This is a genomic window from Pseudomonas sp. 50_B (genome assembly GCF_017491625.1).
GTDB classification, from domain to species: domain Bacteria; phylum Pseudomonadota; class Gammaproteobacteria; order Pseudomonadales; family Pseudomonadaceae; genus Aquipseudomonas; species Aquipseudomonas danubii.
Window position 1 is genome coordinate 14,779 of sequence record NZ_JAFGYX010000006.1, and the last position, 24,234, is coordinate 39,012.

Here is a 24,234-nt window from a genome sequence, read left to right on the forward strand (position 1 = left end):
AGGCCTCCGTTAATGATCAGTAGGTAAAGAAGAATCGACGCGGATCTGCTGAGCCTGTCCCGCCGCCGGCTTGACCCACAGCATATAGGCCACCACCAGCAGAATGATCCACACCACGCCCACCATCAGCGCCGCTTGAGTTTTCGGGAAATAGCCCAGCACGCCGAAGATGAACAGCATGAAGGCAATCGCCGCTGCCGGCGCCCAAGGCCAGAACGGCACCTTGAACTGCAACCGGGCCACTTGCTCGGCGGTCATGGAGCGGCGCATCGCCACATGGGTCAACAGAATCATCAGCCACACCCAGACCGTGGCGAAGGTGGCCAGGGAAGCGATCAGCAGGAAGATGTTTTCCGGGATCAGGTAGTTCAGCACCACGCCACCCAACAGCGTCACGGCCATCACTACCACGGTCATCCACGGCACGCCGGCCTTGGAAATCTGGGCAAATCCCTTGGGCGCCTGCCCTTGCTGGGCCAGGCCGTACATCATGCGCCCGGCACCAAAGATATCGCTGTTGATCGCCGACACCGCCGCCGAAATCACCACGATATTAAGGATGGTGGCCGCCGAGCTGATGCCCAGGCTGTCGAAGATCTGCACGAAGGGGCTGCCCTGGGTGCCGATCTGCGGCCAGGGGAAAATCGACATCAGCACGAACAGGGTCAGCACATAGAACAGCAGGATGCGCAGCGGCACCGCGTTGATCGCCTTGGGGATGACCCGCTGCGGGTCCTTGGCCTCACCGGCGGTGACACCGATGATCTCGATGCCGCCAAAGGCAAACATCACCACCGCAAAGGAGGCGATCACCCCGCTGATGCCATTGGGCATGAAGCCGCCATGGGCCCAGAGGTTGCTGGCGCCGGTGGCCTGCTCGGTGAGCGCGCTGCCAATGCCGAACAGCATGATGCCGAAACCACCGAGGATCATGGCGATGATCGCCCCGACCTTGAGCAGCGACAGCCAGAACTCCATCTCGCCGAAAACCTTGACGCTGCACAGGTTCAACCCGCCGATGAGCAGGACGATGCCCAGCACCCAGATCCAGCGTGCCACCTCGGGAAACCAGAAACCCATATAGATGCCAAAGGCGGTGACGTCTGCCAGGCAGACGATGAGCATCTCGAACGCGTAGGTCCAGCCCAGGATAAAGCCCGGCAAGGGCCCCAGGTACTGGCTGGCGTACTGCCCGAAGGAGCCGGACACCGGGTTGTGCACGGCCATCTCCCCCAGGGCGCGCATCACCATGAACACCGCTGCACCACCAATCAGGTAGGCCAGCAGCACCGCCGGGCCGGCCATCTGGATGGCGGAAGCCGAGCCGTAGAACAATCCGGTGCCAATGGCCGATCCCAAGGCCATGAAGCGTATATGGCGGGCTGTCAGCCCCCGACGTAATCCTGTTTCTTGCGATTGCATGTCATCGTCCCTTTTATTGTTATCGGACAAGTGCGTTCCGCGCAGAAGCGCGGGGCGGCAGAAACGGGCGCTCCGCGCCCGTTTAGCAGGTACAGCGAACCAACAGGGGCCACCGATCTCGGCCGAGCGCGGAGTCATCTGGCGGCCCGGCGTGCATTACAGGCTCGGCAACAACTGGGCTGGCAGCAGCCCATTCAGGCAGCGCGAAGCCAACAACTCGCTGGCCGCGTTGATATCCGGAGCAAAGAAACGGTCCTTCTCGTAGTACGCCACCTTCTCGCGCAGGGTGGCGCGGGCTTTTTCCAGGGTCGGCGAGGTTTTCAGGCCTTCGCGCAGGTCCAGGCCCTGACAGGCCGCCAGCCATTCCACGGCCAGCACACCGCGGGTGTTCTCGGCCATTTCCCACAAGCGCTTGCCGGCGGCCGGCGCCATGGAAACGTGGTCTTCCTGGTTGGCGGAAGTGGGAATGCTGTCCACCGAGTGCGGGTGGGCCAGGGCCTTGTTTTCACTGGCCAGGGCCGCAGCGGTGACCTGGGCAATCATGAAGCCGGAGTTGACCCCGCCATTGGCCACCAGGAACGGCGGCAGTTGGGACATGTGCTTGTCCATCATCAGCGAGATACGGCGCTCGCTCAGGGACGCGATCTCGGCGATGGCCAGGGCCATGTTGTCGGCCGCCATGGCCACGGGTTCGGCGTGGAAGTTGCCACCGGAAATCACATCGCCTTCGGCAGCGAACACCAGCGGGTTATCGGACACCGCGTTGGCTTCGACCACCAGCACTTCGGCGGCCTGGCGGAACTGAGTCAAGCAGGCGCCCATCACTTGTGGCTGGCAACGCAGGGAGTACGGGTCCTGGACCTTGTCGCAGTTCTGGTGCGAGGCGGACACCTCGGTGCTGTCCCCCAGCAAAACGCGATAGGCCGCAGCGGTGTCAATCTGCCCGCGCTGACCGCGAGCGGCGTGAATCCGTGGGTCGAACGGCGAGCGCGAACCCAGCACCGCTTCCACCGTCAGGCCGCCGCACACCAGAGCACCGGCAAACAGGTCTTCGCCTTCGAACAGCCCGCGCAAGGCGAACGCGGTGGACACCTGGGTGCCGTTGAGCAGCGCCAGGCCTTCCTTGGCGGCCAGGGTCAGCGGCTTGAGACCGGCGACTTCCAGGGCCGCGGTCGCTTCCAGCCACTGGCCCTTGTAGCGCGCCTTGCCCTCACCCAGCAGCACCAGGGACATGTGGGCCAAAGGCGCCAGGTCGCCGGAAGCGCCCACCGAACCCTTGAGCGGGATATGCGGATAGACCTCGGCGTTGATCAGGGCGATCAGGGCATCGATCACCTGACGGCGGATGCCGGAGAAACCGCGGCTCAGGCTGTTGACCTTGAGCACCATGATCAGGCGCACCAGATCGTCGCTGATGGGCTCACCGACGCCAGCGGCATGGGACAGCACCAGGGAGCGCTGCAGGTTTTCCAGGTCGGCGCTGGCGATGCGGGTCGAAGCCAGCAGGCCAAAACCGGTGTTGATCCCGTAGGCAGTGCGGTTCTCGGCGAGAATCTGCTCGACACAAGCGACGCTGGCGTCGATCTGCGCCGAGGCGCTGTCATCCAGGGTCAGGGTCAGCGGCTGCTGATAGATGGCCCGCAGTTGGGCCAGGGTCAGTTGGCCGGGAATCAGGTTAAGCGCAGTCACATTCATGCTCCTTTTGAGAGTTTTGTAATAACTACCAGTCGCTCCGGAAGCTTCCGTTATCCGTCGTCATTCGCGGTTTTGCACGAGTGACGCCTTGGCACGCTGGTGATGGAAAAAACGGTTTATTGCACCTTGGAAAAGCGTTTGTGCAGCAGCAAAGGGTCCTTGAGCAGGGCCGCAGCGCTGGCAATGTCCGGCGCCAGCCAGCGGTCCTGGTCATAGGCCGGGACCCGCTCGCGCAGCAGGCACCAGGCGATACCGGTGCCGGTGCCGAAACGCTGCTCCTTGAGAAACTCGAAGGCCTGGGCCGCCAGCAGGTACTCGATGGCCAGGATCTGGGTGCAGTTCTCCAGCACCTGATGCAGCTTCAGGGCGGAATTGGTGCCCAGGCTCAGGTGGTCTTCCTGCAGGCCCGAAGTCACGTAGTTGTCCAGCACCGCCGGCTGGGCCAGCTGACGGTTCTGTGCGCACAGCGAGGCGGCCACGTATTGCACGATCATCATTCCGGAGTTGACCCCGGGCTCGCTGACCAGGAACGCCGGCAAGCCACTGACATGGGGGTTGATCAAGCGGTCCAGGCGACGTTCGGCAATGGAGCCGATCTCGGCCATGGCGATGGCCAGCAGGTCCGCCGCCAGCGCCACCGATTGCCCGTGGGGGTTGGCCTGGGACACCACTCGATAGTGCTCCGGGGTGCCCAGCAGCAACGGATTGTCGGTCGCGCCATTGAGCTCGGTTTCCACTTGTTTGACCGCATGGGCCAGTTGATCCCGGGCGGCGCCATGCACCTGGGGAATGGAACGGATACTCAAGGCGTCCTGGGTGCGGATGCCGCGGCTGGCGGCGATGACTTCACTGCCATCGAGCAAGGCCCGCAGATTGCTGCCCACCACCTGCATGCCGGGGTGCGCCTTGAGGGCAATGATCTGGGCATCGAAGGCGTCGATCTGGCCCCGCTGGGCTTCGAAGCTCATGGCGCCGATGACGTCGGCCCACTGCAACAGGCGACTGGCATCGGCCAGGGCCAGGCAACTCAGGCCCGTCATGCACGGCGTGCCGTTGACCAGGCACAAGCCATCCTTGGCCCCCAGTTGCACCGGCTGCAGCCCTTCTTCGGCCAGGGCCTGTTCGGCGCTGACAATACGACCGCGATAGCTGACCTGACCGACGCCAAGCAAGGCGATGCCAATGTGGGCCATGTGGGTCAGGTAACCCACCGAGCCCTGGGACGGCACCTGCGGAGTGATGCCGCGATTGAGCAGGGTCAGCAGCGCCTCGACCACTTGCCGGTGGATGCCGGATTTGCCGTGGCTGTAGTTGATGATGGCGGCGCAAAGGATCGCCCGGGTCTGCTCATCGGCCAGCGCCGGCCCGACACCGCAGGCATGGCTGAGCAAGGTGTTGCGCGACAGCTGGCTGAGTTGCTCACCGGCCAGCACCACGTTGCACAAGGCGCCCAGGCCCGTGCTGATGCCATAGGCGCGCTCGCCACTGTCCACCACCTGGCGGACGATGGCCTGGGCATTGTCGATACGCGCCCAGGCCTGGGCCGAAAGCGCCAGCTGCGCGCCATGACGGGCGACAGCGACAACATCCTGCCAACCCAGAGGGGCGTCGGCGATAACGATTTTTTCAGCCTGGGACATCGGGGACCTCTTCTTGCAAACCTTGGGTTGTCTGCCGCTTTGCCGGACCTTTGGCCGGCAAGCCGGCTCCTACACGGTGGCGGCGCGGCGCTGGACGAAACGATCGACGTACTCATCCGCCGGCGAATGCAGGATCTCCTTCGGCGTACCCACCTGGATCAGGCGGCCGTCCTTGAGGATCGCGATGCGGTTGCCGATGCGTACCGCCTCGTCCAGATCGTGGGTGATGAAGACAATGGTCTTGTGCAGGGTCTTCTGCAGCTCCAGCAGCTGGTCCTGCATCTCAGCGCGGATCAACGGGTCCAGGGCGCTGAAGGCTTCATCCATGAGGATGATGTCGGTGTCCGCGGCCAGGGCCCGGGCCAAGCCGACCCGTTGGCGCATGCCGCCGGACAGCTGGTGCGGGTACTTCTTCTCGTAACCCTTGAGGCCCACGGTGTTGATCCAGTGCAGGGCCCGCTCGGCGCACAGCGACTTGCTCTCGCCACGCACCTTGAGGCCGTAGGCGACGTTGTCCTGAACATTGCGGTGGGGCAGCAGGCCGAAGCTCTGAAACACCATGCTGATCTTGTGCCGGCGGAATTGGCGCAAGGCTTCCATGTCGTATTGCAGGATATCTTCGCCGTCCACCAGGATCGCCCCGCTGGTGGGGTCGATCAGGCGGTTGAAGTGGCGCACCAGGGTCGACTTGCCGGAACCGGACAGGCCCATGATGACGAAGATCTCACCGGTGCCGATGCTCAAGGACAGATCATTGACCCCCACCACGCAGCCGGTCTGGGCCAGTACCTGATCCTTGCTCTGGCCCTGGCGGATCATCGCCAGGGCGTCAGAGGGGCGGTTGCCGAATACCTTGAAGACGTTCCTGACTTCGATCTTGCTCACGGCAGCGCTGCTCATTTGCTCACCTCATGACGTGGACGACCGTAGGCCTGGGTAATGCGGTCGATCACCACCGCCAGAATCACGATCGCCAACCCCGCTTCCAGGCCGCGCCCGACGTTGAGGGTCTGGATGCCCACCAGCACATCCTCGCCCAGGCCGCGGGCCCCGATCATCGAGGCGATCACCACCATCGACAGGGCCATCATGGTGGTCTGGTTGATCCCCGCCATGATGCTTGGCAGGGCCAGGGGCAGTTGCACGCCGAACAGCTGTTGCCAGCGGTTGGCGCCGAAGGCGTTGATCGCCTCCATCACTTCACCGTCCACCTGGCGGATGCCCAGGTCGGTGAGACGAATCAGCGGCGGTGCGGCGTAGATCACCGTGGCGAAGATCGCCGGCACCTTGCCCAGGCCGAACAGCATCAGCACCGGGATCAGGTACACGAAGCTGGGCATGGTCTGCATGATGTCCAGCAGCGGCATCAATACCGAACGCAAGCGGTTGCTGCGAGCCGAGAGAATCCCCAGGGGAATGCCGATCAGCACCGAGATCACGGTCGCCACCAGCATCAGCGCCAGGGTCTGCATCAGCTTGTCCCACAGGCCGACGGCGCCCACCAGGAACAGCAGGCCGACAATCACCGCCGTGGTCAGCAGCTTGCGGGTGGAGTGCCAGGCAATGCCGCCGACAATCGCCAGCATCAGCCACCAGGGCGCCATGCGCAGCAGGCCTTCAAGGTTGACGATGGCCCACAACAAGGTGTCGGAAATGTGCCGGAACACATCACCGTAATTGGTCACCAGGGAGTCGACCCAGCCGTTGACCCAGTCGGCGATGGAAAAGGTGAAGCTTTCTGGAAACATAAGAAACTCTCGATCAAAGGAGGTTGTGGTCCAGCCTCCGACGGCTCTTGTGAACCGTCGGAAAAGCCCGACCTACAAGGCCGCGTCGATTTTCCTGGCAGCGTCGTCGCTGACCCATGGGTGCCAGACTTCAGGATGTTCCTTGAGGAAGAGTTTCGCCAGTTTCGGCGACTCGATGCGTTCGCGGGTCATGCGCGCCAGATTCTGGTTGAGCAGGTCGATGGGCAGGTTGGCCTTGGCTAGTACCGCCACCAGTTCAGGAGCTTCGTCATGGAAGGTCTTGGACAGGCCGACCTTGATGCTCACGCTCTTGTCGACGCCGGGTTTCTCCTCCAGCTTGACCAGATCCACCTGGCCCATGAGCGGGGTCGGCGACCAGTAGTAGAAGAGAATCGGTTCGCCACGCTTGTAGCTCGACAACACCGCCGCATCCAGGGCCGGGCCGGTGCCCGGGCGGAAGTTGGTGTAGCGGCTTTCCAGGCCATAGCTCTTGAGCATCTCGCTGTTGTCCAGCTCACAGGTCCAACCGGCCGGGCAGTTGTAGAAGCGGCCCTTGCTCGGTTCTTCCGGGTCTTTGAACACGCTGGCGTACTGGCCCAGGTCGGCGATGTTTTTCAGGTTTGGCGCCTTGGCTTCGAGCTTGCGCTTGGCGTCGCCCTCGATCACATAGCGCGGCACGTACCAGCCTTCGACGGCGCCCACCACCGGCGCGCCGACGCCCACCACCTTGCCGGCCTTCTCGGCCTTGTTCCACACCTCGCTGCGGCCCACCCACTCTTCGGCGAAGACCTGGATGTCATTGCTGCCCAGGGCGTTCTCCATGGTGATGGAGTTGCCCGGCAGGCTATCGGTCTTGCAGTCGTAGCCCTTCTCCAGGACGAACTGCAGGACGTCGGTCAGCAACATGCCGCTTTCCCAATTCAGGCCGGCGAACTTCACCGGTTTGCCCGACTCGCACCAGCCGGCCGCCTGGGCGCCGGAAGCGGCCAGCAAGCCCATGGACAGCAACGTGGTCAGCAGGGTCTTATGCATTTTCATTGTGTGACGCTCCTAATCATGAGTTGGCTTACGGCAGTTAAGAGGCATCCAGCCCTGTCCACGTCCCGTCAAGACTCACACCGCTGCAGCGCGACGGGCCTGACTCAGCTTTTGTTCGTTGGGCGCGTCCTGCTCTACCGGCAGGATCAGGTGCTCGGGCACCGCGCCATGCCACTTCTTCGCGCAGACGTAGTACAACGCCGCGGGTACCACCAGGCCGATGATCCAGGAGATATCGGTATCGCCCAGACTCGCCACCAGGGGGCCGGTATAGAAGTGGGTGGAAATGAACGGCATCTGGATCAGCACGCCGAACACATAAATACTGATGCCCATGGCATTCCAGCGCCCGTAGCGGCCGTCCGGATTGGACAGCGCCGGGATGTCATAGCGCTCTTTGGTGATGCAGTAGAAATCCACCAGGTTGATCGCGCTCCAGGGCGTGAAGAACGCCAGCAGGAACAGGATGAAAGACTTGAATGCGCCGAGGAACGAGTGCTGGCCCAGCAGCGCGATCAGGGTCGCGGCACCGACAATCAGCAACACCGCGATCAACCGCTGCAAGCGCGTCACTTTCAGCTCGCCGCGAAAGCCGCTGATGATGGTGGCGATACACATGAAGCTGCCGTAGGAGTTCAGCGTCGAGATGGTCACCTTGCCGAAGGCGATGCTGAAATAGAGCAACGCCGCTATGGCGCCAGTGCCGCCCAGGCCGACGATGTAGGCCACCTCACGACCGGCGAACTGGCCCTGGGACAGGGACGCGGCGAACACCCCGAGCACCATCGCCACCTGGGCACCGATCACCGAACCGGCACCCGCGGCGAGGAAGGTCTTCAATGGCGACGTCTTGCTCGGCAGGTAGCGCGAATAGTCGGCGACATAAGGACCGAACGCGATCTGCCAGGATGCGGCCAACGACACCGCCAGGAGGAAGCTGCTCCAGCTGAAGTGCCGAATCGCCAGCAAGGCGCTGACGTCGGTCTGGCTCAGCAGCCGGCTGAACAGGTAGAAAAAGGCGATCACGCCGATCACGCTGGCAACCCGGCCGATGTAGTGAATCACCCGATAGCCAAGCACCGTGACCAGCACAATCACGCTGGCGAAGATCAGGATGCCGATGCTGTCACTGACGCCGAACATCTGGCCCAGCGCCTGCCCGGAAAGCACCGTGCCGGTTGCGGTGAAACCCAGGTACATCAGGCACACCAGCACCATCGGAATGGCCGCGCCATAGACCCCGAACTGCACCCGGCTGGAAATCATCTGCGGCAGGCCGAGCTTCGGTCCTTGCGCCGCATGCAGCGCCATCACTGCGCCGCCCAGCAGTTGCCCGATCAACAGCCCGATCAACGACCAGAACACATCGCCGCCCAACACCACCGCCAGAGCGCCGGTGACGATGGCCGTGATCTGCAGGTTGGCACCCAGCCACAGGGTGAACTGGCTCAGTAGACGACCGTGTCTTTCCGCTTCCGGGATGTAGTCGATCGAACGCCTTTCGATCAACGGCTTGCTGCTTGCACGATCATTCGCTAAGGCCATGGACGTCAAACCTCTATGGGCACTGCAGACGATTTCCACTGTAGGAGCGAGCTTGCTCGCGAGGTGGTGCAGCTGATGCACCGTGGTGCTTGCTTCGCCAGCAAGCTGGCTCCTACAGGGAGAGTGGGGTGAACCGATACTCCGGTTACTTGCCGGTGATCATCGGCAGGTTCAGGCCCTGTTCCTTGGCGCAGTCGATGGCGATCTGGTAGCCGGCGTCGGCATGACGCATGACCCCGGTGGCCGGATCGTTGTGCAGCACCCGGGCAATCCGCTCGGCCGCTTCGTCGGTACCGTCGCAGACGATGACCATCCCCGAATGCTGGGAGAAGCCCATGCCGACACCGCCACCGTGGTGCAGGGAAACCCAGGTCGCACCGCTGGCAGTGTTCAACAGGGCGTTGAGCAGCGGCCAGTCGGACACCGCGTCGGAGCCGTCCTGCATGGATTCGGTTTCACGGTTCGGGCTGGCCACCGAGCCGGAATCCAGGTGGTCGCGACCGATGACGATCGGCGCCGACAGCTCGCCGCTGCGGACCATTTCGTTGAACGCCAGGCCGAGCTTGGCGCGCTGGCCCAGGCCGACCCAGCAGATCCGCGCCGGCAGGCCCTGGAAGCTGATGCGCTCGCGGGCCATGTCCAGCCAGTTGTGCAGGTGGGCATCGTCAGGGATCAGCTCCTTGACCTTGGCGTCGGTCTTGTAGATGTCCTGCGGATCGCCAGACAGCGCCGCCCAGCGGAATGGACCAACGCCACGGCAGAACAGCGGACGGATGTAGGCGGGCACGAAACCCGGGAAGTCGAACGCGTTTTCCACGCCCTCTTCCTGGGCCATCTGGCGGATGTTGTTGCCGTAGTCGAAGGTCGGGACGCCCATCTTCTGGAAGGCCAACATGGCTTTGACGTGCTCGGCCATGGACTGCTTGGCGGCCTTGATCACGGCAGCGGGCTCGGTCTTGGCGCGGTCGCGGTACTGCTCCCAGGTCCAGCCCTTGGGCAGGTAGCCGTTGAGCGGGTCGTGGGCGCTGGTCTGGTCGGTGACCATGTCCGGACGCACACCACGGCGTACCAGTTCCGGCAGGATTTCTGCGGCGTTGCCACACAGGGCGATGGAGATCGCGCGGCCTTCGGCGGTGTATTTCTTGATGCGTGCCAGGGCGTCGTCCAGGTCGGTGGCCTGCTCGTCGACGTAGCGGGTCTTGAGGCGGAAGTCGATGCTGGTCTGCTGGCACTCGATGTTCAGCGAGCAGGCCCCGGCCAGGGTCGCGGCCAGCGGCTGCGCGCCGCCCATGCCACCCAGGCCGGCGGTCAGGACCCAGCGGCCCTTGAGGTTGGAGTCGTAATGCTGGCGACCGGCTTCAACGAAGGTTTCATAAGTGCCTTGGACGATGCCCTGGCTACCGATGTAGATCCAGCTGCCGGCGGTCATCTGGCCGTACATGGCCAGGCCCTTGGCGTCCAGTTCATTGAAGTGCTCCCAACTGGCCCAGTGCGGCACCAGGTTGGAGTTGGCGATCAGCACCCGCGGTGCGTTGCTGTGGGTCTTGAACACGCCCACCGGTTTGCCGGACTGCACCAGCAGGGTCTCGTCGTCATTCAGCTGGGTCAGGGCTTCGACGATCTTGTCATAGCACTCCCAGTTGCGCGCGGCGCGGCCAATGCCACCGTAGACCACCAGTTCCTTGGGATTCTCTGCAACTTCCGGGTCGAGGTTGTTCATCAGCATGCGCAGCGGCGCTTCGGTCAGCCAGCTCTTGGCGGTCAGCTTGTTGCCACGTGCAGCGCGGATTTCGACGTTGCGGAATTGGGTGGGTTTGCTGTCAGTCACGGAAAAACTCCTCGGCGATGAGTCCAAGGTGCGAAGAGGATTCCATCGACTCTTACGCACACATATTTACTTGTACATACAAGCATATGCAATCAAGCGGCCAACTCGCTTGAGATGTACCTGAAAAACCTTGAGAGCAAACCGCAAGCCTTGCTGGACAAGGCTTTCAACAGGGCGAGAATTTTCCAGAAGAGATTTTTGGCCGCAGCGAAGCTGTTACCAAAACCCGGTTTTGCGCTGTGCTGGGGCGTTCGGTAACAAACTGGTGCGCGAGAGAAACAGCAATTGCAGGGAGATGTGCGCCAGTTCTGCACGGCAGTTGCGGGCTGGGGTTCCGGCGCAGCGAGGGAACGAATAGAAGCCGGTAGCAGGCCGTATCCCGGCCTGCGTCCAGCCACAATGATCAGATGGCGGTGAGTTCGATGACGCAGCAGCGTCCATCGGTGGCGATTTCCATAACCCCGGCATTGTCATCCAGGCGCAGGCAGTCATAACGCCCCAATGCCTGCACCGGGATGCTGCCCGTGTCCACCCAGGTCTGCTCGGCGACACTGAACACCAGCACGGTGTGCGCCTGGGTGAAGAAGCGTTGCTGACCATCGAACCACTGCAAGCGGGCGACGTAACGCTCAGGGCAATAGATCAGGTTGAAATCGCGGATCGCGCCCTCCAGCAGGGTGCAATTCACCTGGCTGGCACCGCTGAAGGCAAAGGGGTCCAGGGGCAGCAAGGGCCGTACCTCTTCGCCATCGACCGTCAGTTGCATGCCCGCACCCTGCAGCACGGTGATGATCCGCTGATAACCGGCAAAGCTGGAAAAGCCGCCGGATTCGCCGATATCGGCAATCGACAAGCGCCAGCCAAAACCTTCCAGGCCAGTGCCGGCGTCACGGGTGATTTCTTCGGTGCTGCCGCCGCCGTTTTTCCATGGCATGCGCGGGTAGTCGGCGGCGCGTAACAGAGTGGACTGGATCATTTATGAAAACGCCCTTCCAGACGATGACGGGAACCGGGGTGGATCAAGCGGGCGGCGGTCACCGGCTGGCGCCCGGACCAGGTGCGACGCCGAATCAACAGGCACGGCTCGCCACGCTCGATCTGCAGCAGCTCGCACTCTTCGGGCTCGGCGAGAATCGCCTCCACCACATGCTCGCCCTCGGTCAGGGGGGCGACCTGGGACAGATAGGCGTAAGGGGTTTGCAGGGTGAAGTCCTGCTTGAGGTACTCCGGCGCCACCAGGGCGTTGACGAAGCGATCCTCGATCTGCACCGGGATATCGTTCTCGAAATGCACGATCAGCGAGTGGAAGACTCGCTGCCCTTCGCGCATGTCCAGGGCCAGGGCGCGCTCGGAACCGGCAGCCTCTTCGCCCAGGGTGACGACCCGGCAGGTGTGGCGATGACCGCGGGAGGCGATCTCGTCGGCAATGTTGTGCACTTCGAACAAGGCCGATTGGCTCTTGGGTTCGGCGACGAAGGTCCCCACGCCCTGCATGCGCACCAGCATGCCCTCAGCGGTCATCTCACGCAGTGCGCGGTTGATGGTCATGCGGCTGAAGCCCAGCTGATTGACCAGCTCGCTTTCCGAGGGAACGCGGTAATGCGGCGGCCAGTTTCCGCTCTCGATCTGCTGGGTGATCATCTGTTTGACGCGGGCATACAAGGGCGCCGGACTATCGCCCAGATGGGCAGCCAACGGCGATTTGGCAGGCGGAGTCGGCACGGGAAATCCTTGTTGAGCAAAAAAGGTGACTAGCTTGCCGGAGTTTACCGAGCAGGCAAACGTCTGTATATGTATATACAAATAACACACACGATGGGGTGCTTGAACCATGTCCGCCTTCTTCGCCGAACGCGCGCTGCTGCCTGATGGATGGGCCAACCATGTACGTCTTGAAGTCAGTGCCGACGGCCTGCTGACTCACATCCAGGCCAACGCCAGTGCAGAAGGTGCAGAACAGCTCAAGGGCCCGCTGCTACCCGGCATGCCCAACCTGCATTCCCACGCGTTCCAGCGAGCCATGGCCGGGCTGGCGGAAGTGGCCGGCAACCCCAACGACAGCTTCTGGACCTGGCGCGACCTGATGTACCGCCTGGTGGGCAAGATCAGCCCTGAACAGTTGGAGATCATCGCCCGCCAGCTGTACATCGAAATGCTCAAGGCCGGCTACACCTCAGTGGCGGAATTCCACTATGTGCATCACGACACGGACGGCCAGCCCTACGCCGACCCTGCCGAGCTGTCCCAACGCATCAGCCAGGCGGCCGCGGCCAGTGGCATCGGCCTGACCCTGCTACCCGTGCTCTACAGCCATTCGGGATTCGGCGGCCAGGCCCCCAATGACGGCCAACGCCGCTTTATCAACAGCACGGAAAACTACCTCCAACTGCAACAGCACTTGCAGCCCCTGCTGGCGCAACAGGCCAACCAGCAGCTGGGCCTGTGCTTTCACTCGTTGCGCGCGGTCACGCCACAGCAGATCAGCGAAGTCCTGGCCGCCAGCGACCGCCAATGCCCCGTTCACATCCACATCGCCGAACAGCAGAAGGAAGTCGACGACTGCCTGGCCTGGAGCGGACGCCGCCCGCTGCAATGGTTGCATGAGAACGTCGCGGTGGATCAACGCTGGTGCCTGGTCCACGCCACTCACGCCGATCCGGAAGAAGTCAGCCTCATGGCCAAAAGCCGGGCCATTGCCGGCCTGTGCCTGACCACCGAGGCCAACCTGGGCGACGGTATCTTCCCGGCGGTGGACTTCCTCTCCCAGGGCGGACGCCTGGGCATCGGCTCCGACAGCCACGTGTCTTTGAGCGTGGTGGAAGAACTGCGCTGGCTGGAGTACGGCCAACGCCTGCGGGACCAGCGTCGCAACCGTCTGTACCGCGCGGACCAGCCCATGGTTGGCCGCACTTTGTACGATGCCGCGCTCGCTGGCGGCGCTCAGGCGCTGGGGCAACCCATAGGTACATTGGCCGTGGGCAAGCGCGCCGATTGGCTGGTGCTGGATGGCAACGACCCTTACCTGGCCACCGCGGATGGCGACGGGATTCTCAACCGTTGGTTGTTTGCCGGCGGCGACCGCCAGGTCCGGGATGTGATGGTGGGTGGTCAGTGGGTTGTGCGTAACGGACGTCACGCCGCCGAAGAAGACAGTAGCCGGGCCTTCACCCAAGTCCTGCGCGAGCTGCTCAACTGACCCCAAGTTCGCAGGAGCCGACGTGCTGGCGAAAGCATTCTCACGAACGCCTTCGCCGGCCAGCCGGCTGCTACAGGGGATGAATCTATTTCGAGGTCTTGGCCATGGCCGAGTCCGACACCCGCCAGATCAGTCGCGTGGTGTCGTAGCCCTGCTGACGCGCCTTGCTCAGCAACTCTTCACGCACCGTCTCATTGACCTCCTTGGTCCGCGACAGCAACCACAGGTAACGGCGGTTGGGATTGCCGACAATCGCGGTCTTGTAGTCATCGCTGACATACAGCACCCAGTAGTCGCCCTTGGTCGCCCCCGGCAGCAGCCGCGAGAACCAGTTATCGAACTCGACCCACAGCTTGTCGGTCTTGCCCGGCACCTGAGGCGTTGCCGTACCACGAGCCTCCTCCCACTTCCACTCCGGGGTCAGGCAGCGGTTGAGCACCGCCACGTTGCCCTCCGGCAACAGGGTGTAGCGGGCCTCGGATTGCGCACAGTTACGCTGGAAATACATCGGCAACCGCGCCAGCTCGTACCAGGTCCCCTGGTAACGCTTGAGATCGACGTGGTTGACGGTCTTGGGCGCCAGCGAATCGTCCCGGGACGTGGCGCAGCCGGCCAAGAGCAGGCCGACCAGAAGAGTGAAAACAAAACGCATCATTATTTTTCTCCCGTGGGCCCGAAGCCCCGGTTTTTTTTACTTCAGGCCTTGCCCGGAAAACATCAGAACCTTGTCACCGGCATACTGCACGCTGATAAAGCTGTTCTTGTCGCCCCAGGTGCAGCTGGACATGCCCAGCGCGCCCGAACAGTCAGTCGGCTTGCCCAGGAGTTGTTCAACCTCGGCCTTGGGCATGCCCGCCGAGAGCTTGGAATAGTTTTCCTGATTGACCTTGCTGCACGCAGCCAGCAGCACGCAGAACGACAACAGAGCGAGAGAACGCAGGGACATGGTGAACTCCTGGACGAAAGGGGGAAGGCCTGTCAGCCAACCAGAAGCTTAGAAGAGAAAACCCCCTTCTGGTTCCCCGCTCGGCCGGGTATTTCTTGCCCGCTGCTCCGGGCATTTTCCCGGTAAATCAAACACCTTTTCGCCTTGCCCTGCTGTTCGTCGGTTTTTCTCCACGAGGCCTCATCTTCAGTAATAGCCAGTCGACATAACTGCAGCGCAAAGCCCTCCACTGTGGCAAATTGACGCCCCTCGTTGACCAGCCCATCGCGGTAGTTCACTTAATGACCAGCAATATGAAATTCAGCCACAAGATCCTGCTTGCCGCCGCCCTTGTGGTGGCCGTCGCGTTCGCCTGTTTTATTCTGTTCAATGACTACCGACAGCGTGAGGCCCTGCGCAGCAGCACCGAGTCCACCATGCAGGAACTGGGCAGCCTGACCACCAGCAATATCCAGACCTGGCTGGAAAGCCGCATCCAGCTCCTGCAGTCTCTGGCCCAGCAGATCGCCGTGGACGGCAACGGCGCCGAGAGCCTGAAACGCAGCGTCGGCCTGCCCGCCTATACCAGCAACTTCCAGCTCAGTTACTTCGGCGGCCAAGACGGCGTGATGTTTTCGGTGCCGGCCGGCAATCGCGCCGCCGACTACGACCCCCGCGCCCGCGGCTGGTACAAGGCGGCCACCGGCGCGCAACGGACCATCGTCACCGAACCCTACATCGCCGCTTCATCCGGCAAACTGGTGATCACCGTGGCCACCCCGGTGCAGCATCAGAACCAGATGATCGGCGTGGCCGGCGCCGATATCGACCTGTCGAGCATCAGCGCCATCATCAACTCGCTGAACTTCGACGGTCACGGCCAGGCCTTCATCGTCAGCGCCGACGGCAAGATCCTCATCCACCCCGACAGCAAACTGGTGCTCAAGAGCCTCGCCGAAGCCTATCCCGCGGGTGCCCCGAGCATCAGCCCCGGCCTGAAAGAAGTGCAACTGAACGGCAAGACCCAGTTCATCTCCTTCACCCACGTCAACGGCGTGCCCTCGGCCGACTGGTACGTGGCCCTGGTCCTGGACAAGGACACCGCCTTCGCCGTGCTCAGTGAATTTCGCACCTCGGCGATCATCGCCATGCTGATCGCGGTGGTGATCATCATCAGCCTGCTGGGCATGCTGATCCGCATCCTGATGCAGCCGCTGCACGTGATGGGCCGGGCCATGCACGACATCGCCGAAGGCGAAGGCGACCTGACCAAACGCCTGGTGATCCATGGCCACGACGAATTCGGCACCCTGGGGGTGTCGTTCAACCGTTTCGTCGAACGCATCCACAGTTCGATCCGCGAAGTGTCCTCGGCCACCGGTCAGGTCAATGAAGTGGCCCTGCGCGTAGTCGCCGCCTCCAACTCGTCGATGTTCAACTCCGACCAACAGGCTTCGCGCACCAGCAGCGTGGCCGCGGCCATCAACCAACTGGGCGCCGCTGCCCAGGAAATCGCCCAGAACGCTGCCCTCGCCTCGCAGCACTCCAGCGAGGCCCGCAGCCTGGCGCAAGACGGCCAGCAAGTGGTGGATCAGACCATCGCCGCCATGCATCAGCTGTCGGCAAAGATCAGCAGCTCCTGCGACAACATCGAGACCCTCAACAGCAACACGGTGAACATCGGGCAGATCCTCGAAGTCATCACCAGCATTTCTCAGCAGACCAACCTGCTGGCCCTCAACGCCGCCATCGAAGCGGCTCGCGCCGGTGAGGCCGGACGCGGTTTCGCGGTGGTAGCGGACGAGGTGCGTAACCTCGCCCACCGCACCCAGGATTCGGCGCAGCAAGTGCAGAAAATGATCGAGGAGCTGCAAGTGGGCGCCCGTGAAGCGGTGGGCACCATGACCGAGAGTCAGCGTGAGAGCGAAAGCAGCGTCGGCATCGCCAACCAGGCCGGCGAACGCCTGGGCAGCGTGACCCAGCGCATCGGCGAAATCGACGGCATGAACCAGTCGGTGGCCACCGCCACCGAGGAGCAGACCGCGGTGGTGGAGTCGATCAACGTCGACATCACCGAAATCAACACCCTGAATCAGGAAGGGGTGGAAAACCTGCAAGCCACCCTGCGCGCCTGCGCCGACCTGGAACAACAGGCCAAGCGCCTGCAGCACCTGGTGGGCAGCTTCCGTATCTGAGGAGCAGCTTCGCCGGCAAGCCGGCTCCTACCACTCTTCCGTAGGAGCCGGCTTGCCGGTCAAAGCGCGCTTAAAAACGCGAACCAGGCTCGCGCAGGAAAGCCAGCTCCTCGGCAGTGGACTCACGACCGAGGATGGCGTTGCGATGGGGAAAGCGCCCGAAGCGGGCAATGATTTTCTGGTGCCGTTCGGCGTAGTCCAGCTGATCGGCGAACACCGGGCGATCGTCCTCCGGTTGTTCGTCGTGCAGGGCAGCAAAGCGGGAAACCCCTTCGTTCTGCACCGCCAGATGCTCGCAATGCTCGAACACCAGGTAGATGAAGCAGCGCTGCATGGCCGGCAGGCGCCGGTCAAAATCCGCGGCAATGCCTTGCGCCACCAGTGCCTGGGCACGGGTATCGCCGGAGAACGCCTTGGGCGTATCGCGATAGATCATCCGCGGCAACTGATCGAGCAACAGCACCAGGGCCAGCCAACCTTGGGGACTTTGCGTCCACTCGGTCAATCCGCCAGCCAGTGCCTGCTCCACCAGACCACCAAAGCGCTGGCGCGCTTCGAGGTCCTGGCTGTCGCGTTTGCCAAACCACAGCCCGCCCTTGGCAGCGACCACCTCTGCCGGCTTTTCGGCTGAACCGAACCACCAATCAAGCAGAGGCTGCCAGGACTGGGCCATGTCTTATTCCTTGTGGTAGCCCGTCACACGAGCCACTTCTTCCTTGGAACCAAGGAATACAGCAACACGCTGGTGCAGGCCTTCAGGCTGAATGTCGAGGATGCGCTGGCGACCGTCGGTAGAAGAACCGCCAGCCTGTTCGATGAGGAAGGACATCGGATTGGCTTCGTACATCAGCCGCAGTTTGCCCGGCTTCTCCGGCTCGCGGCTGTCGCGTGGGTACATGAACAGGCCGCCACGGGTCAGGATACGGTGCACGTCGGCGACCATGGCCGCGACCCAGCGCATGTTGTAGTTCTTTTTCAGTGGCCCGGTGTCGCCGGCCAGCAGCTCACTCACGTAGCGCTTGACCGGGGCTTCCCAGTGACGCTCGTTGGACATGTTGATGGCGAATTCCTGGGTGGATTCCGGGATCTTGATGTCTTCGTGGGTCAGCACGAAGCTGCCCATTTCACGGTCCAGGGTGAAGCCCTTGACGCCATGCCCCAGGGTCAGGATCAGCATGGTCTGCGGGCCGTAGATGGCGTAACCGGCAGCAACCTGCTGGGTGCCCGGCTGCAGGAAGGCCTTTTCGTTCAAGGCTTCGTTCTGGCTCAGGTACTCGTTCGGGCAACGCAGCACCGAGAAGATGGTGCCAACGGGCGCGTTGATATCGATGTTCGACGAACCGTCCAGCGGGTCGAATACCAGCAGGTAGGCACCTTTCGGGTATTTGCCCGGGATCTGGTAGGCATTGTCCATTTCCTCGGACGCCATGCCGGCCAGGTGACCGCCCCATTCGTTGGCTTCCAGGAGGATCTCGTTGGAAATCACGTCGAGCTTCTTCTGCACTTCGCCCTGCACGTTTTCCGTGCCCATGCTGCCCAGAACACCACCCAGGGCGCCTTTGGACACAGCGTGGCTGATCTCCTTGCAAGCACGCGCCACCACTTCGATCAGGAAGCGCAGATCGGCAGGAGTGTTGTTGCTGCGGGTCTGCTCAATCAAATAGCGACTCAGGGTAACGCGGGACATGGAAGGCTCCGGAGGAATGGGGGACTAAAAACCCGCGCAGTTTAACGCGAGTCGGGGCGCATTTCCTCCTCTCAGACAGGGAACCGGCAGATAGAGTTCAGGCACCGGTTTCAGCGTAGCCACAAAACCTCAGGCATGACTGGCCACAGCGCCCTCTGCCACCCCCGCAACCGCTCAGGATTTGACCGCCGGCTTGCGCAGCAGACTGAAGGCCATGCCGGCCAATGCCAGCACCCCCAGGAGCAGCACCGCCCACAGGCCGATTTTTTTCCAGTCCGGCCCGCTGGCCACGGCGACGTCCGGCGACGCCGCAGTGGACGTCGTCAATTGCGCCGCGCCTTCGACCTTGGCCTGGCCCAGTTCCTTGAGACGCTGCGGACTGTAGTCAGGAATCAGGGTGGCCAACGGCAGGTTGGCCGCTGTTGCGGTCGGGTTGCCCAGCGCCAGGGTATAGGGCCCGGCGCCACGAGCCAGGAACACCAGTTGCGTGCCGCGTACGGCAAATTGCAGAGTCGGAGCCTCCGCGCCCAGGCCGCCGCCACGCTCATCCACTGTCAATTTGAGCTGCTGCACGGTCTGCCCCGGCAATTGCAGTTCGTTCTGCTGCACGTCCTGGCCGTTCTGGGTCAGGCGGTACAGCAGGCCATTGCTCAGGGGCTGCCAGGGCAGGCTGCTCTCACGGCGTCCGTACAATGTTGCGGGCGCCAGACTATTGGCCTGTTTGAGCTCGACCCGCACGCGCTCGACATTCAGCCCCTTGGGCAACTGCCAACTGTACTCACCGGCCTTGGCGGCCGTGCCGCCCAGCGGTTGCGACCACACCAGCGGCGACGGCAGACTGCTGGTGGTGCTGCTCTGCAACTGCACGGAAGTGAGCACCGGCGCCGCCTGTGGGGTGTTCCACAGCAAGCGCAGGTAACGTGCCGACTGCCCGGGCAAAGCCACCTCATGCTGCTCGACCCGCTCGTCGGCAAACGACAGCCGTGCCACCTGGCCTTCTCCCCAGGATTGCCAGTGCTGCAGATCGTCACTGGCCTCGATGCTGAAACGCTGGAAACCGTCGCGCTCACTGGTCCAGTCCAGCACCAGTTGTTGCAGCGGCGCCTTGATGGCGCTGGCATCCAGCAACCAGCCTCGCAGGACTTCTTCACCCGCCTCCAACTCAGTGGCCGGCTGCACTTGAACCAGCGTACCATTGGCGTTGGACTGCACCCGCACACTGGGGATGCTGTCACCAGCTTGCGCCGAGTTGTACAGCGGGAACCACTTCACATCAGCAAGGCTGCGCTGCTCGCGAGTCTGCGCCTGCTGACGGGCCACGGCATAGGCCTGGGGCTCGCCGGCGGCGTTGAACACGCGAATATCCCGCAGATCGATCTGGCTGGCCTGGAGCTGCACGGCGAGCGGCAGCTCCAGGCGGTACCAGGGGCCTTCTCCGCTCAGGGTCAAGGGCACCTGGGACTTGAAGTCCCCGGGCTTGTCCTGGGCCACGGCGGACAATGCCACACACAGGCCCGCAGCCCCCCACCAGCGCAGGTTCAACTTCTGACTCAAGACGACACTCCTTCATTCAAGGGCTTGCCGGCTTCAGGCTCGGCCTCGACCCGCTTGGGCGGCAAGGGGGCGAAATAGCCCACCACCAGCAACAACACACCGACCCCGATGAAAGAGACGATCCGCGCCAGCCCGCCACGATTGCTCAATTCCACCAGGAACAGCTTGGCCACCACCACCGCGATCAACGCCGCGCCGATCAGCCAGACTTCGCGGCGATGGCGCACATGCCCGCCGATCATCAAGCCCAGGGCAATCAGGGTCCAGACGATGGACAGCCCGGCCTGGACCATCATCGACTCAAGCAACGCATCCGCCTGGAACGGCACGCCGCTCCAATGGTGAGCCGCGCGCATGACCAGCACGGTGAAGAAGGCGAACAGGGAAACCCCCGCCACCAACTGGGCGCCGCGCTCGGCGTAATCGCTCCGAAGCGCCAGCACCTGCACCGCGCTGCGGGACCACACATACACCCCGAACAGGGCAAACAGCAGCCCCAGCTCCAGGGGATTGAGCAGCGGCAAGTAAGGCAACGGCTCGGCACGGCCGTCGCTGAAGGTATTGGCCAGCCAGAACCAGCCCAGCATCAACACCGCCAAGGGCAGCGCGGCATACAGGCGGTACTCCCTGGAATGCGCGGCAACCGGCCACGGCCAATGGCGCGGCGCGGCCATGGCCACCAGATACAGGCTCGGCAGGATCGCCCAGCCCAGCCAGCGCCAGGCGTTGTACTGCTCGGACAACAGCAGCAAGGCGTAGCGCAGTTCCAGCGCCAACACCCCCAGCAGCAGCCAGCAACCCAGCACATGGGCGATGCTCAGGACCCGCGTCGGCAGCCATGCCGCCAGGCGCCGCAGACTGAAGAAGTGCACGGCGAACAGCAGGGTCCAGGCCAGCCAGCCCAGGTCCGCCGCCGGGTGATAACGCGGTGCCCAAGCCGCCAGCAGCACCAGGGCTCCCGCCGGTATCAGCAGGCTGCACACCAGGCCCAGGGACTTCCACTGCAGGCGCACCGCCAGTAGCGCGCAGAGCAGCATGCTGGCTGCGGTGATCAGCAGCAACAGGCTCGCCTGCCAATGGGCCGGGGCGAAGCGCAGTACTTCCTTGAGCCAGGTAAAGGCCCACCAGCAAGCACCCCAGGCCAACAACAGGTCGGACAGGCGCCCCAGGCTCAAGGCATCGAACGCCGAGCCATGATGGCCCCGCTGCAAGCGCCAGGCCCCTACCAGCGCCGCCAGAGCCAGGACCATCGGCGTCCAGAAGTCGCCATTGGCCAGGGGCCGCGCAGCGTCCGCCACCGCCACGAAATACCAGTCCGAACCGGCCAGCAGGAAGGTGCTGCCGCCGATCACCTGGAGCACCAGGCCAAAGACAAAACTGGCCCGCTGCTGCAAGTACAGGCTGAGCCAGATGATCAACAGCCCGCTGGCGGCCCAGACCCCGCTGGCAGTACGCCAAGGCAGCACAAACAGCACCGCCAGGTTGATCATCATCAAGCCTGCCAGCAGCACCACCGACAGCCCCCGCAACAAGCGCGGGTCCTTGCGCACCATGTCATTGCGGGCGGCCAGGAGCATGCCGCCAATGAGCGCCAGCCCAATCAGCGAGGCGCTCATCAGGCCGCTCCAGCCGGCGCTGAAGACTGCGCTGGCGTCGCCGTCCGCTCCTTGCAGGCGCATCAGGAACAAGGCCCCGCCGAACAACTGGATGCCGAATGCCGTGAACAGGAAGGCCCGCGATTGCAGGCGCAGGCCGACCCACAAGGTCGCCAGCCCGGCCAGGGCCCAACTGATGGCCGTGCCCTGGGTGAAGAAGAACAAGGGCGCCAGCAGATACAGGAAACCTAGCCCAAGCACCGCCAGGAGAGGCGCAATGCCCTGCTCCCAGGTCGAAGGCAAGGACTTATCGGCCCGTCGCAGTTGGTCGAAGCTGAACAGCAACGCGCCACCGAGCAGCAATGCCCCCAAAGGCGCACCGGCCAGCAGGCTGGTGTTCCCGGGACTCAATTCACTGAGGAAAGCCAGGGCCGAGCCCACCTGCAACAGCAAGGCGAAGGCCCGGGCCAATGGCCGCTGCTGACGCAGGCCGAGCCAGAAGATCCCCGCGCCCTCCACGGCCCAGGCCGCCGACGTCCAGCGCGCATCCAGGCCCAACGGAATGGCCAGGCTGGCGAAAATTACCCCCAGGGCCAGGCAGGTTTCCCCCAGCAACAGGGCGCGACCACCCATCAGCACCCGCGCCAGGACCATGTAGATCAAGCCCAGGGCCAGGGCACTGAAAGACGCCGCGAACTCCAGATGCCGGACCAGCGCCAGTTGCAAACCGAAAGCCACCAACGGCGGGCCGAAGAGCAGGCTGCCATCGACGTAGTCACCCTTGCGTGCGGACCAGTGCAGCAGCGCCTGACGATCGGCGTGCGCCGGAGCATCGGTCATTTCCAGCAGCTTGCGCCGGGTGAACAGCAGGCCAATGGCCAGGTACATGAGGAAGAACAGGATCAGGAACGGCTCGGTACTCCACAGCAGCTCCGGGGCATAGGAGCGCAGGCCCCAGGCGAAACCGATGCCGAAGGTGCCGACAAAGCCGATCAGGTTCAGCAGGCGCCAGGCCTTGAACCAGGCAATGCCGAGGATGCCGGCGTTGAGCAGGGCGAAGTAGCTGAACAGCGCCACATGGCTGCCGGCGCCGGTGGACGTCAGGATGGGCGCGGCAAAACCGCCCAGGGCGGCGGCCGCCGCCAGACCCAGGGCATCCTGGGTAATGGCCAGGATCGCCGAAAACACGGTCACGGCCACCAGCAGGCCCAAAGCCGCAGAAGGGTCGAGCAACGGGTGCAGGCGCATGGCCGCGAACACCGTCAGGTAGAGCACGGCGATGCCGGTGCCCTGCAGCATCAGCGCGTAGTTGCTGTTGCGTCGCCGCAGCCACCAACCCAGCCCCAAGAGGCCCAGGGAGCTGGCCGCCACTCCGGCATAACGCAATTCGATGGGCACCACCATGCCTTCTGTGGCATAGCGCAGGAGGAAGGCCAGGCCGAGGAACAACAGCACCACGCCGACCCGCAGCACGGTGTTGCCGCCAAACAGCCAGTTGCGTGCACCGCTGATGGCGCGTTCGATTAGGTTCGGTTGCAGGTCCACAGGGGCCGCAGCTGGCTCTGGCTCCCGGGACGACACCTGGGGCCCGGGTTGCCAGACCGACTCCGGCAGCGGCTGGCTGGCTTGGATTGCCGCGGCAGGGCGCACCGCAGCAGGCAGTTCCCAGACCAGCTCGGGGGCAGCCGGCTCCACAGGCTGGACTTCGTCAAGAATGAATTCAGGCAGGTCTTCGCGTTCCGCCGCGGCGCTCGTGCCTGCGCGAGCCTCGGCAAGCGGGGCATTGACCAGGGGCTCGGCCGCAGGTTCGGCGGCGGGGCTAGCGTTGCTTTCCAGCAGCGCAAGACGCTGGCCCAGGGTGGCCAGGGCCTTTTTCGCCTGTTCCAGCTCACGGTGCTGGTCGACAACCTGGCGATGCAGGGCGCCGAAGCGAATGGCCAGGCCGACAGCCAGGCCCAGCAGGGCACCGATCAGGGCATCACTGATGGACTCATCAACGATCCACCCCAGCACCAACCCCAACAGCATGAACATCCATTGCATGTGTCGATATCCCTAAGCGGTCCACTAAAGGACAGGTACAGCTGTGTTGACGCGTTCGCCGGCAAGCCGGCCCCTACGGAGATTGTAGGCGCCGGCTTGCCAGCGCAGGTCTGTCCCCGATTG

Annotated in this window: 19 protein-coding genes; 2 read left to right on the top strand and 17 right to left on the bottom strand. The window is 63.4% G+C overall.

Annotation, left to right across the window (positions count from 1 at the left end; all coding sequences use genetic code 11):
• Positions 1-9: 9 nt before the first annotated feature.
• The 10 genes from J5M73_RS10160 to hutC all read right to left on the bottom strand — a co-directional run bounded on the left by J5M73_RS10160 (position 10) and on the right by hutC (position 12,638).
• Positions 10-1,422: an amino acid permease gene (locus tag J5M73_RS10160; RefSeq protein ID WP_102862769.1), complete on the bottom strand. Its 1,413-nt coding sequence runs from the start codon at positions 1,420-1,422 to the stop codon at positions 10-12.
• A gap of 156 nt (positions 1,423-1,578) precedes the next feature.
• Positions 1,579-3,117, bottom strand: coding sequence for a histidine ammonia-lyase (gene hutH / locus J5M73_RS10165; RefSeq protein WP_207815526.1), 1,539 nt, complete (start codon positions 3,115-3,117; stop codon positions 1,579-1,581).
• A gap of 116 nt (positions 3,118-3,233) precedes the next feature.
• Positions 3,234-4,757, bottom strand: a complete 1,524-nt coding sequence (gene hutH / locus J5M73_RS10170; protein ID WP_102862767.1) for a histidine ammonia-lyase — start codon at positions 4,755-4,757, stop codon at positions 3,234-3,236.
• A gap of 69 nt (positions 4,758-4,826) precedes the next feature.
• Complete coding sequence (locus tag J5M73_RS10175; RefSeq protein ID WP_102862766.1) at positions 4,827-5,657, bottom strand: glycine betaine/L-proline ABC transporter ATP-binding protein; 831 nt, start codon at positions 5,655-5,657, stop codon at positions 4,827-4,829.
• Positions 5,654-6,505 (bottom strand): proline/glycine betaine ABC transporter permease, encoded by an 852-nt coding sequence (locus J5M73_RS10180; protein ID WP_102862765.1) that lies wholly within the window; start codon positions 6,503-6,505, stop codon positions 5,654-5,656. Before J5M73_RS10180 ends, J5M73_RS10175 begins: the two co-directional genes overlap by 4 nt.
• A 72-nt stretch (positions 6,506-6,577) precedes the next feature.
• Positions 6,578-7,543: an ABC transporter substrate-binding protein gene (locus J5M73_RS10185; protein ID WP_102862764.1), complete on the bottom strand. Its 966-nt coding sequence runs from the start codon at positions 7,541-7,543 to the stop codon at positions 6,578-6,580.
• A gap of 75 nt (positions 7,544-7,618) precedes the next feature.
• Positions 7,619-9,088, bottom strand: a complete 1,470-nt coding sequence (locus J5M73_RS10190) for a cytosine permease (protein ID WP_102862763.1) — start codon at positions 9,086-9,088, stop codon at positions 7,619-7,621.
• Positions 9,089-9,233: 145 nt separating this feature from the next.
• Positions 9,234-10,916 carry a urocanate hydratase gene (gene hutU / locus J5M73_RS10195; protein ID WP_102862762.1) on the bottom strand — a complete coding sequence of 561 codons (1,683 nt, stop codon included), beginning with the start codon at positions 10,914-10,916 and terminating at the stop codon, positions 9,234-9,236.
• Between the two features lie 403 nt (positions 10,917-11,319).
• Positions 11,320-11,892 carry a HutD family protein gene (locus J5M73_RS10200; RefSeq protein WP_102862761.1) on the bottom strand — a complete coding sequence of 191 codons (573 nt, stop codon included), beginning with the start codon at positions 11,890-11,892 and terminating at the stop codon, positions 11,320-11,322.
• Positions 11,889-12,638: a histidine utilization repressor gene (hutC, locus tag J5M73_RS10205; protein WP_102862760.1), complete on the bottom strand. Its 750-nt coding sequence runs from the start codon at positions 12,636-12,638 to the stop codon at positions 11,889-11,891. The genes J5M73_RS10200 and hutC overlap by 4 nt, the downstream gene beginning before the upstream one ends.
• A 109-nt stretch (positions 12,639-12,747) precedes the next feature.
• Between hutC and J5M73_RS10210 the strand changes: the two genes are divergently transcribed.
• A complete protein-coding gene (locus J5M73_RS10210) occupies positions 12,748-14,112 on the top strand; it encodes a formimidoylglutamate deiminase (RefSeq protein WP_102862759.1) in 1,365 nt (454 codons plus the stop codon).
• Positions 14,113-14,197: 85 nt separating this feature from the next.
• Here J5M73_RS10210 and J5M73_RS10215 read toward each other — a convergent pair whose 3' ends face one another.
• The 3 genes from J5M73_RS10215 to J5M73_RS10225 are packed head-to-tail and all read right to left on the bottom strand — an operon-like array spanning position 14,198 to position 15,336.
• On the bottom strand, positions 14,198-14,767 hold the full coding sequence (locus tag J5M73_RS10215) for a lipocalin family protein (RefSeq protein WP_102862758.1): 570 nt from the start codon (positions 14,765-14,767) through the stop codon (positions 14,198-14,200).
• Positions 14,768-14,803: 36 nt separating this feature from the next.
• A complete protein-coding gene (locus tag J5M73_RS10220; RefSeq protein WP_011058771.1) occupies positions 14,804-15,058 on the bottom strand; it encodes a hypothetical protein in 255 nt (84 codons plus the stop codon).
• 32 nt (positions 15,059-15,090) lie between these two features.
• On the bottom strand, positions 15,091-15,336 hold the full coding sequence (locus J5M73_RS10225; RefSeq protein ID WP_102862757.1) for a hypothetical protein: 246 nt from the start codon (positions 15,334-15,336) through the stop codon (positions 15,091-15,093).
• A gap of 3 nt (positions 15,337-15,339) precedes the next feature.
• On the opposite strand from J5M73_RS10225, the gene J5M73_RS10230 reads away from it, so the two are divergent.
• On the top strand, positions 15,340-17,232 hold the full coding sequence (locus J5M73_RS10230; RefSeq protein ID WP_207815527.1) for a methyl-accepting chemotaxis protein: 1,893 nt from the start codon (positions 15,340-15,342) through the stop codon (positions 17,230-17,232).
• A gap of 70 nt (positions 17,233-17,302) precedes the next feature.
• Here J5M73_RS10230 and J5M73_RS10235 read toward each other — a convergent pair whose 3' ends face one another.
• From J5M73_RS10235 to J5M73_RS10250, 4 genes are all read right to left on the bottom strand, one after another.
• A complete protein-coding gene (locus tag J5M73_RS10235) occupies positions 17,303-17,905 on the bottom strand; it encodes a DUF924 family protein (protein WP_102862755.1) in 603 nt (200 codons plus the stop codon).
• Positions 17,906-17,908: 3 nt separating this feature from the next.
• Entirely contained in the window at positions 17,909-18,919 is a 1,011-nt protein-coding gene (locus J5M73_RS10240) for a class 1 fructose-bisphosphatase (RefSeq protein WP_102862754.1), read from the bottom strand.
• A gap of 174 nt (positions 18,920-19,093) precedes the next feature.
• On the bottom strand, positions 19,094-20,473 hold the full coding sequence (locus tag J5M73_RS10245; RefSeq protein ID WP_102862753.1) for a DUF3999 domain-containing protein: 1,380 nt from the start codon (positions 20,471-20,473) through the stop codon (positions 19,094-19,096).
• Positions 20,470-24,111 carry a DUF2339 domain-containing protein gene (locus J5M73_RS10250; protein WP_207815528.1) on the bottom strand — a complete coding sequence of 1,214 codons (3,642 nt, stop codon included), beginning with the start codon at positions 24,109-24,111 and terminating at the stop codon, positions 20,470-20,472. Before J5M73_RS10250 ends, J5M73_RS10245 begins: the two co-directional genes overlap by 4 nt.
• Positions 24,112-24,234 lie beyond the last annotated feature (123 nt).

What these genes read in the sequence shown, in the direction of transcription:
- J5M73_RS10200 (WP_102862761.1), bottom strand. Translation starts at nt 11,892, where the DNA reads ATGATCCAGTCCACTCTGTTACGCGCCGCCGACTACCCGCGCATGCCA.
- J5M73_RS10215 (WP_102862758.1), bottom strand. Translation starts at nt 14,767, where the DNA reads ATGATGCGTTTTGTTTTCACTCTTCTGGTCGGCCTGCTCTTGGCCGGC.
- hutH (WP_207815526.1), bottom strand. Translation starts at nt 3,117, where the DNA reads ATGAATGTGACTGCGCTTAACCTGATTCCCGGCCAACTGACCCTGGCC.
- hutH (WP_102862767.1), bottom strand. Translation starts at nt 4,757, where the DNA reads ATGTCCCAGGCTGAAAAAATCGTTATCGCCGACGCCCCTCTGGGTTGG.
- J5M73_RS10175 (WP_102862766.1), bottom strand. Translation starts at nt 5,657, where the DNA reads ATGAGCAGCGCTGCCGTGAGCAAGATCGAAGTCAGGAACGTCTTCAAG.
- J5M73_RS10235 (WP_102862755.1), bottom strand. Translation starts at nt 17,905, where the DNA reads ATGGCCCAGTCCTGGCAGCCTCTGCTTGATTGGTGGTTCGGTTCAGCC.
- J5M73_RS10180 (WP_102862765.1), bottom strand. Translation starts at nt 6,505, where the DNA reads ATGTTTCCAGAAAGCTTCACCTTTTCCATCGCCGACTGGGTCAACGGC.
- J5M73_RS10160 (WP_102862769.1), bottom strand. Translation starts at nt 1,422, where the DNA reads ATGCAATCGCAAGAAACAGGATTACGTCGGGGGCTGACAGCCCGCCAT.
- J5M73_RS10185 (WP_102862764.1), bottom strand. Translation starts at nt 7,543, where the DNA reads ATGAAAATGCATAAGACCCTGCTGACCACGTTGCTGTCCATGGGCTTG.
- J5M73_RS10250 (WP_207815528.1), bottom strand. Translation starts at nt 24,111, where the DNA reads ATGCAATGGATGTTCATGCTGTTGGGGTTGGTGCTGGGGTGGATCGTT.
- J5M73_RS10240 (WP_102862754.1), bottom strand. Translation starts at nt 18,919, where the DNA reads ATGTCCCGCGTTACCCTGAGTCGCTATTTGATTGAGCAGACCCGCAGC.
- J5M73_RS10220 (WP_011058771.1), bottom strand. Translation starts at nt 15,058, where the DNA reads ATGTCCCTGCGTTCTCTCGCTCTGTTGTCGTTCTGCGTGCTGCTGGCT.
- J5M73_RS10230 (WP_207815527.1), top strand. Translation starts at nt 15,340, where the DNA reads ATGACCAGCAATATGAAATTCAGCCACAAGATCCTGCTTGCCGCCGCC.
- J5M73_RS10210 (WP_102862759.1), top strand. Translation starts at nt 12,748, where the DNA reads ATGTCCGCCTTCTTCGCCGAACGCGCGCTGCTGCCTGATGGATGGGCC.
- J5M73_RS10190 (WP_102862763.1), bottom strand. Translation starts at nt 9,088, where the DNA reads ATGGCCTTAGCGAATGATCGTGCAAGCAGCAAGCCGTTGATCGAAAGG.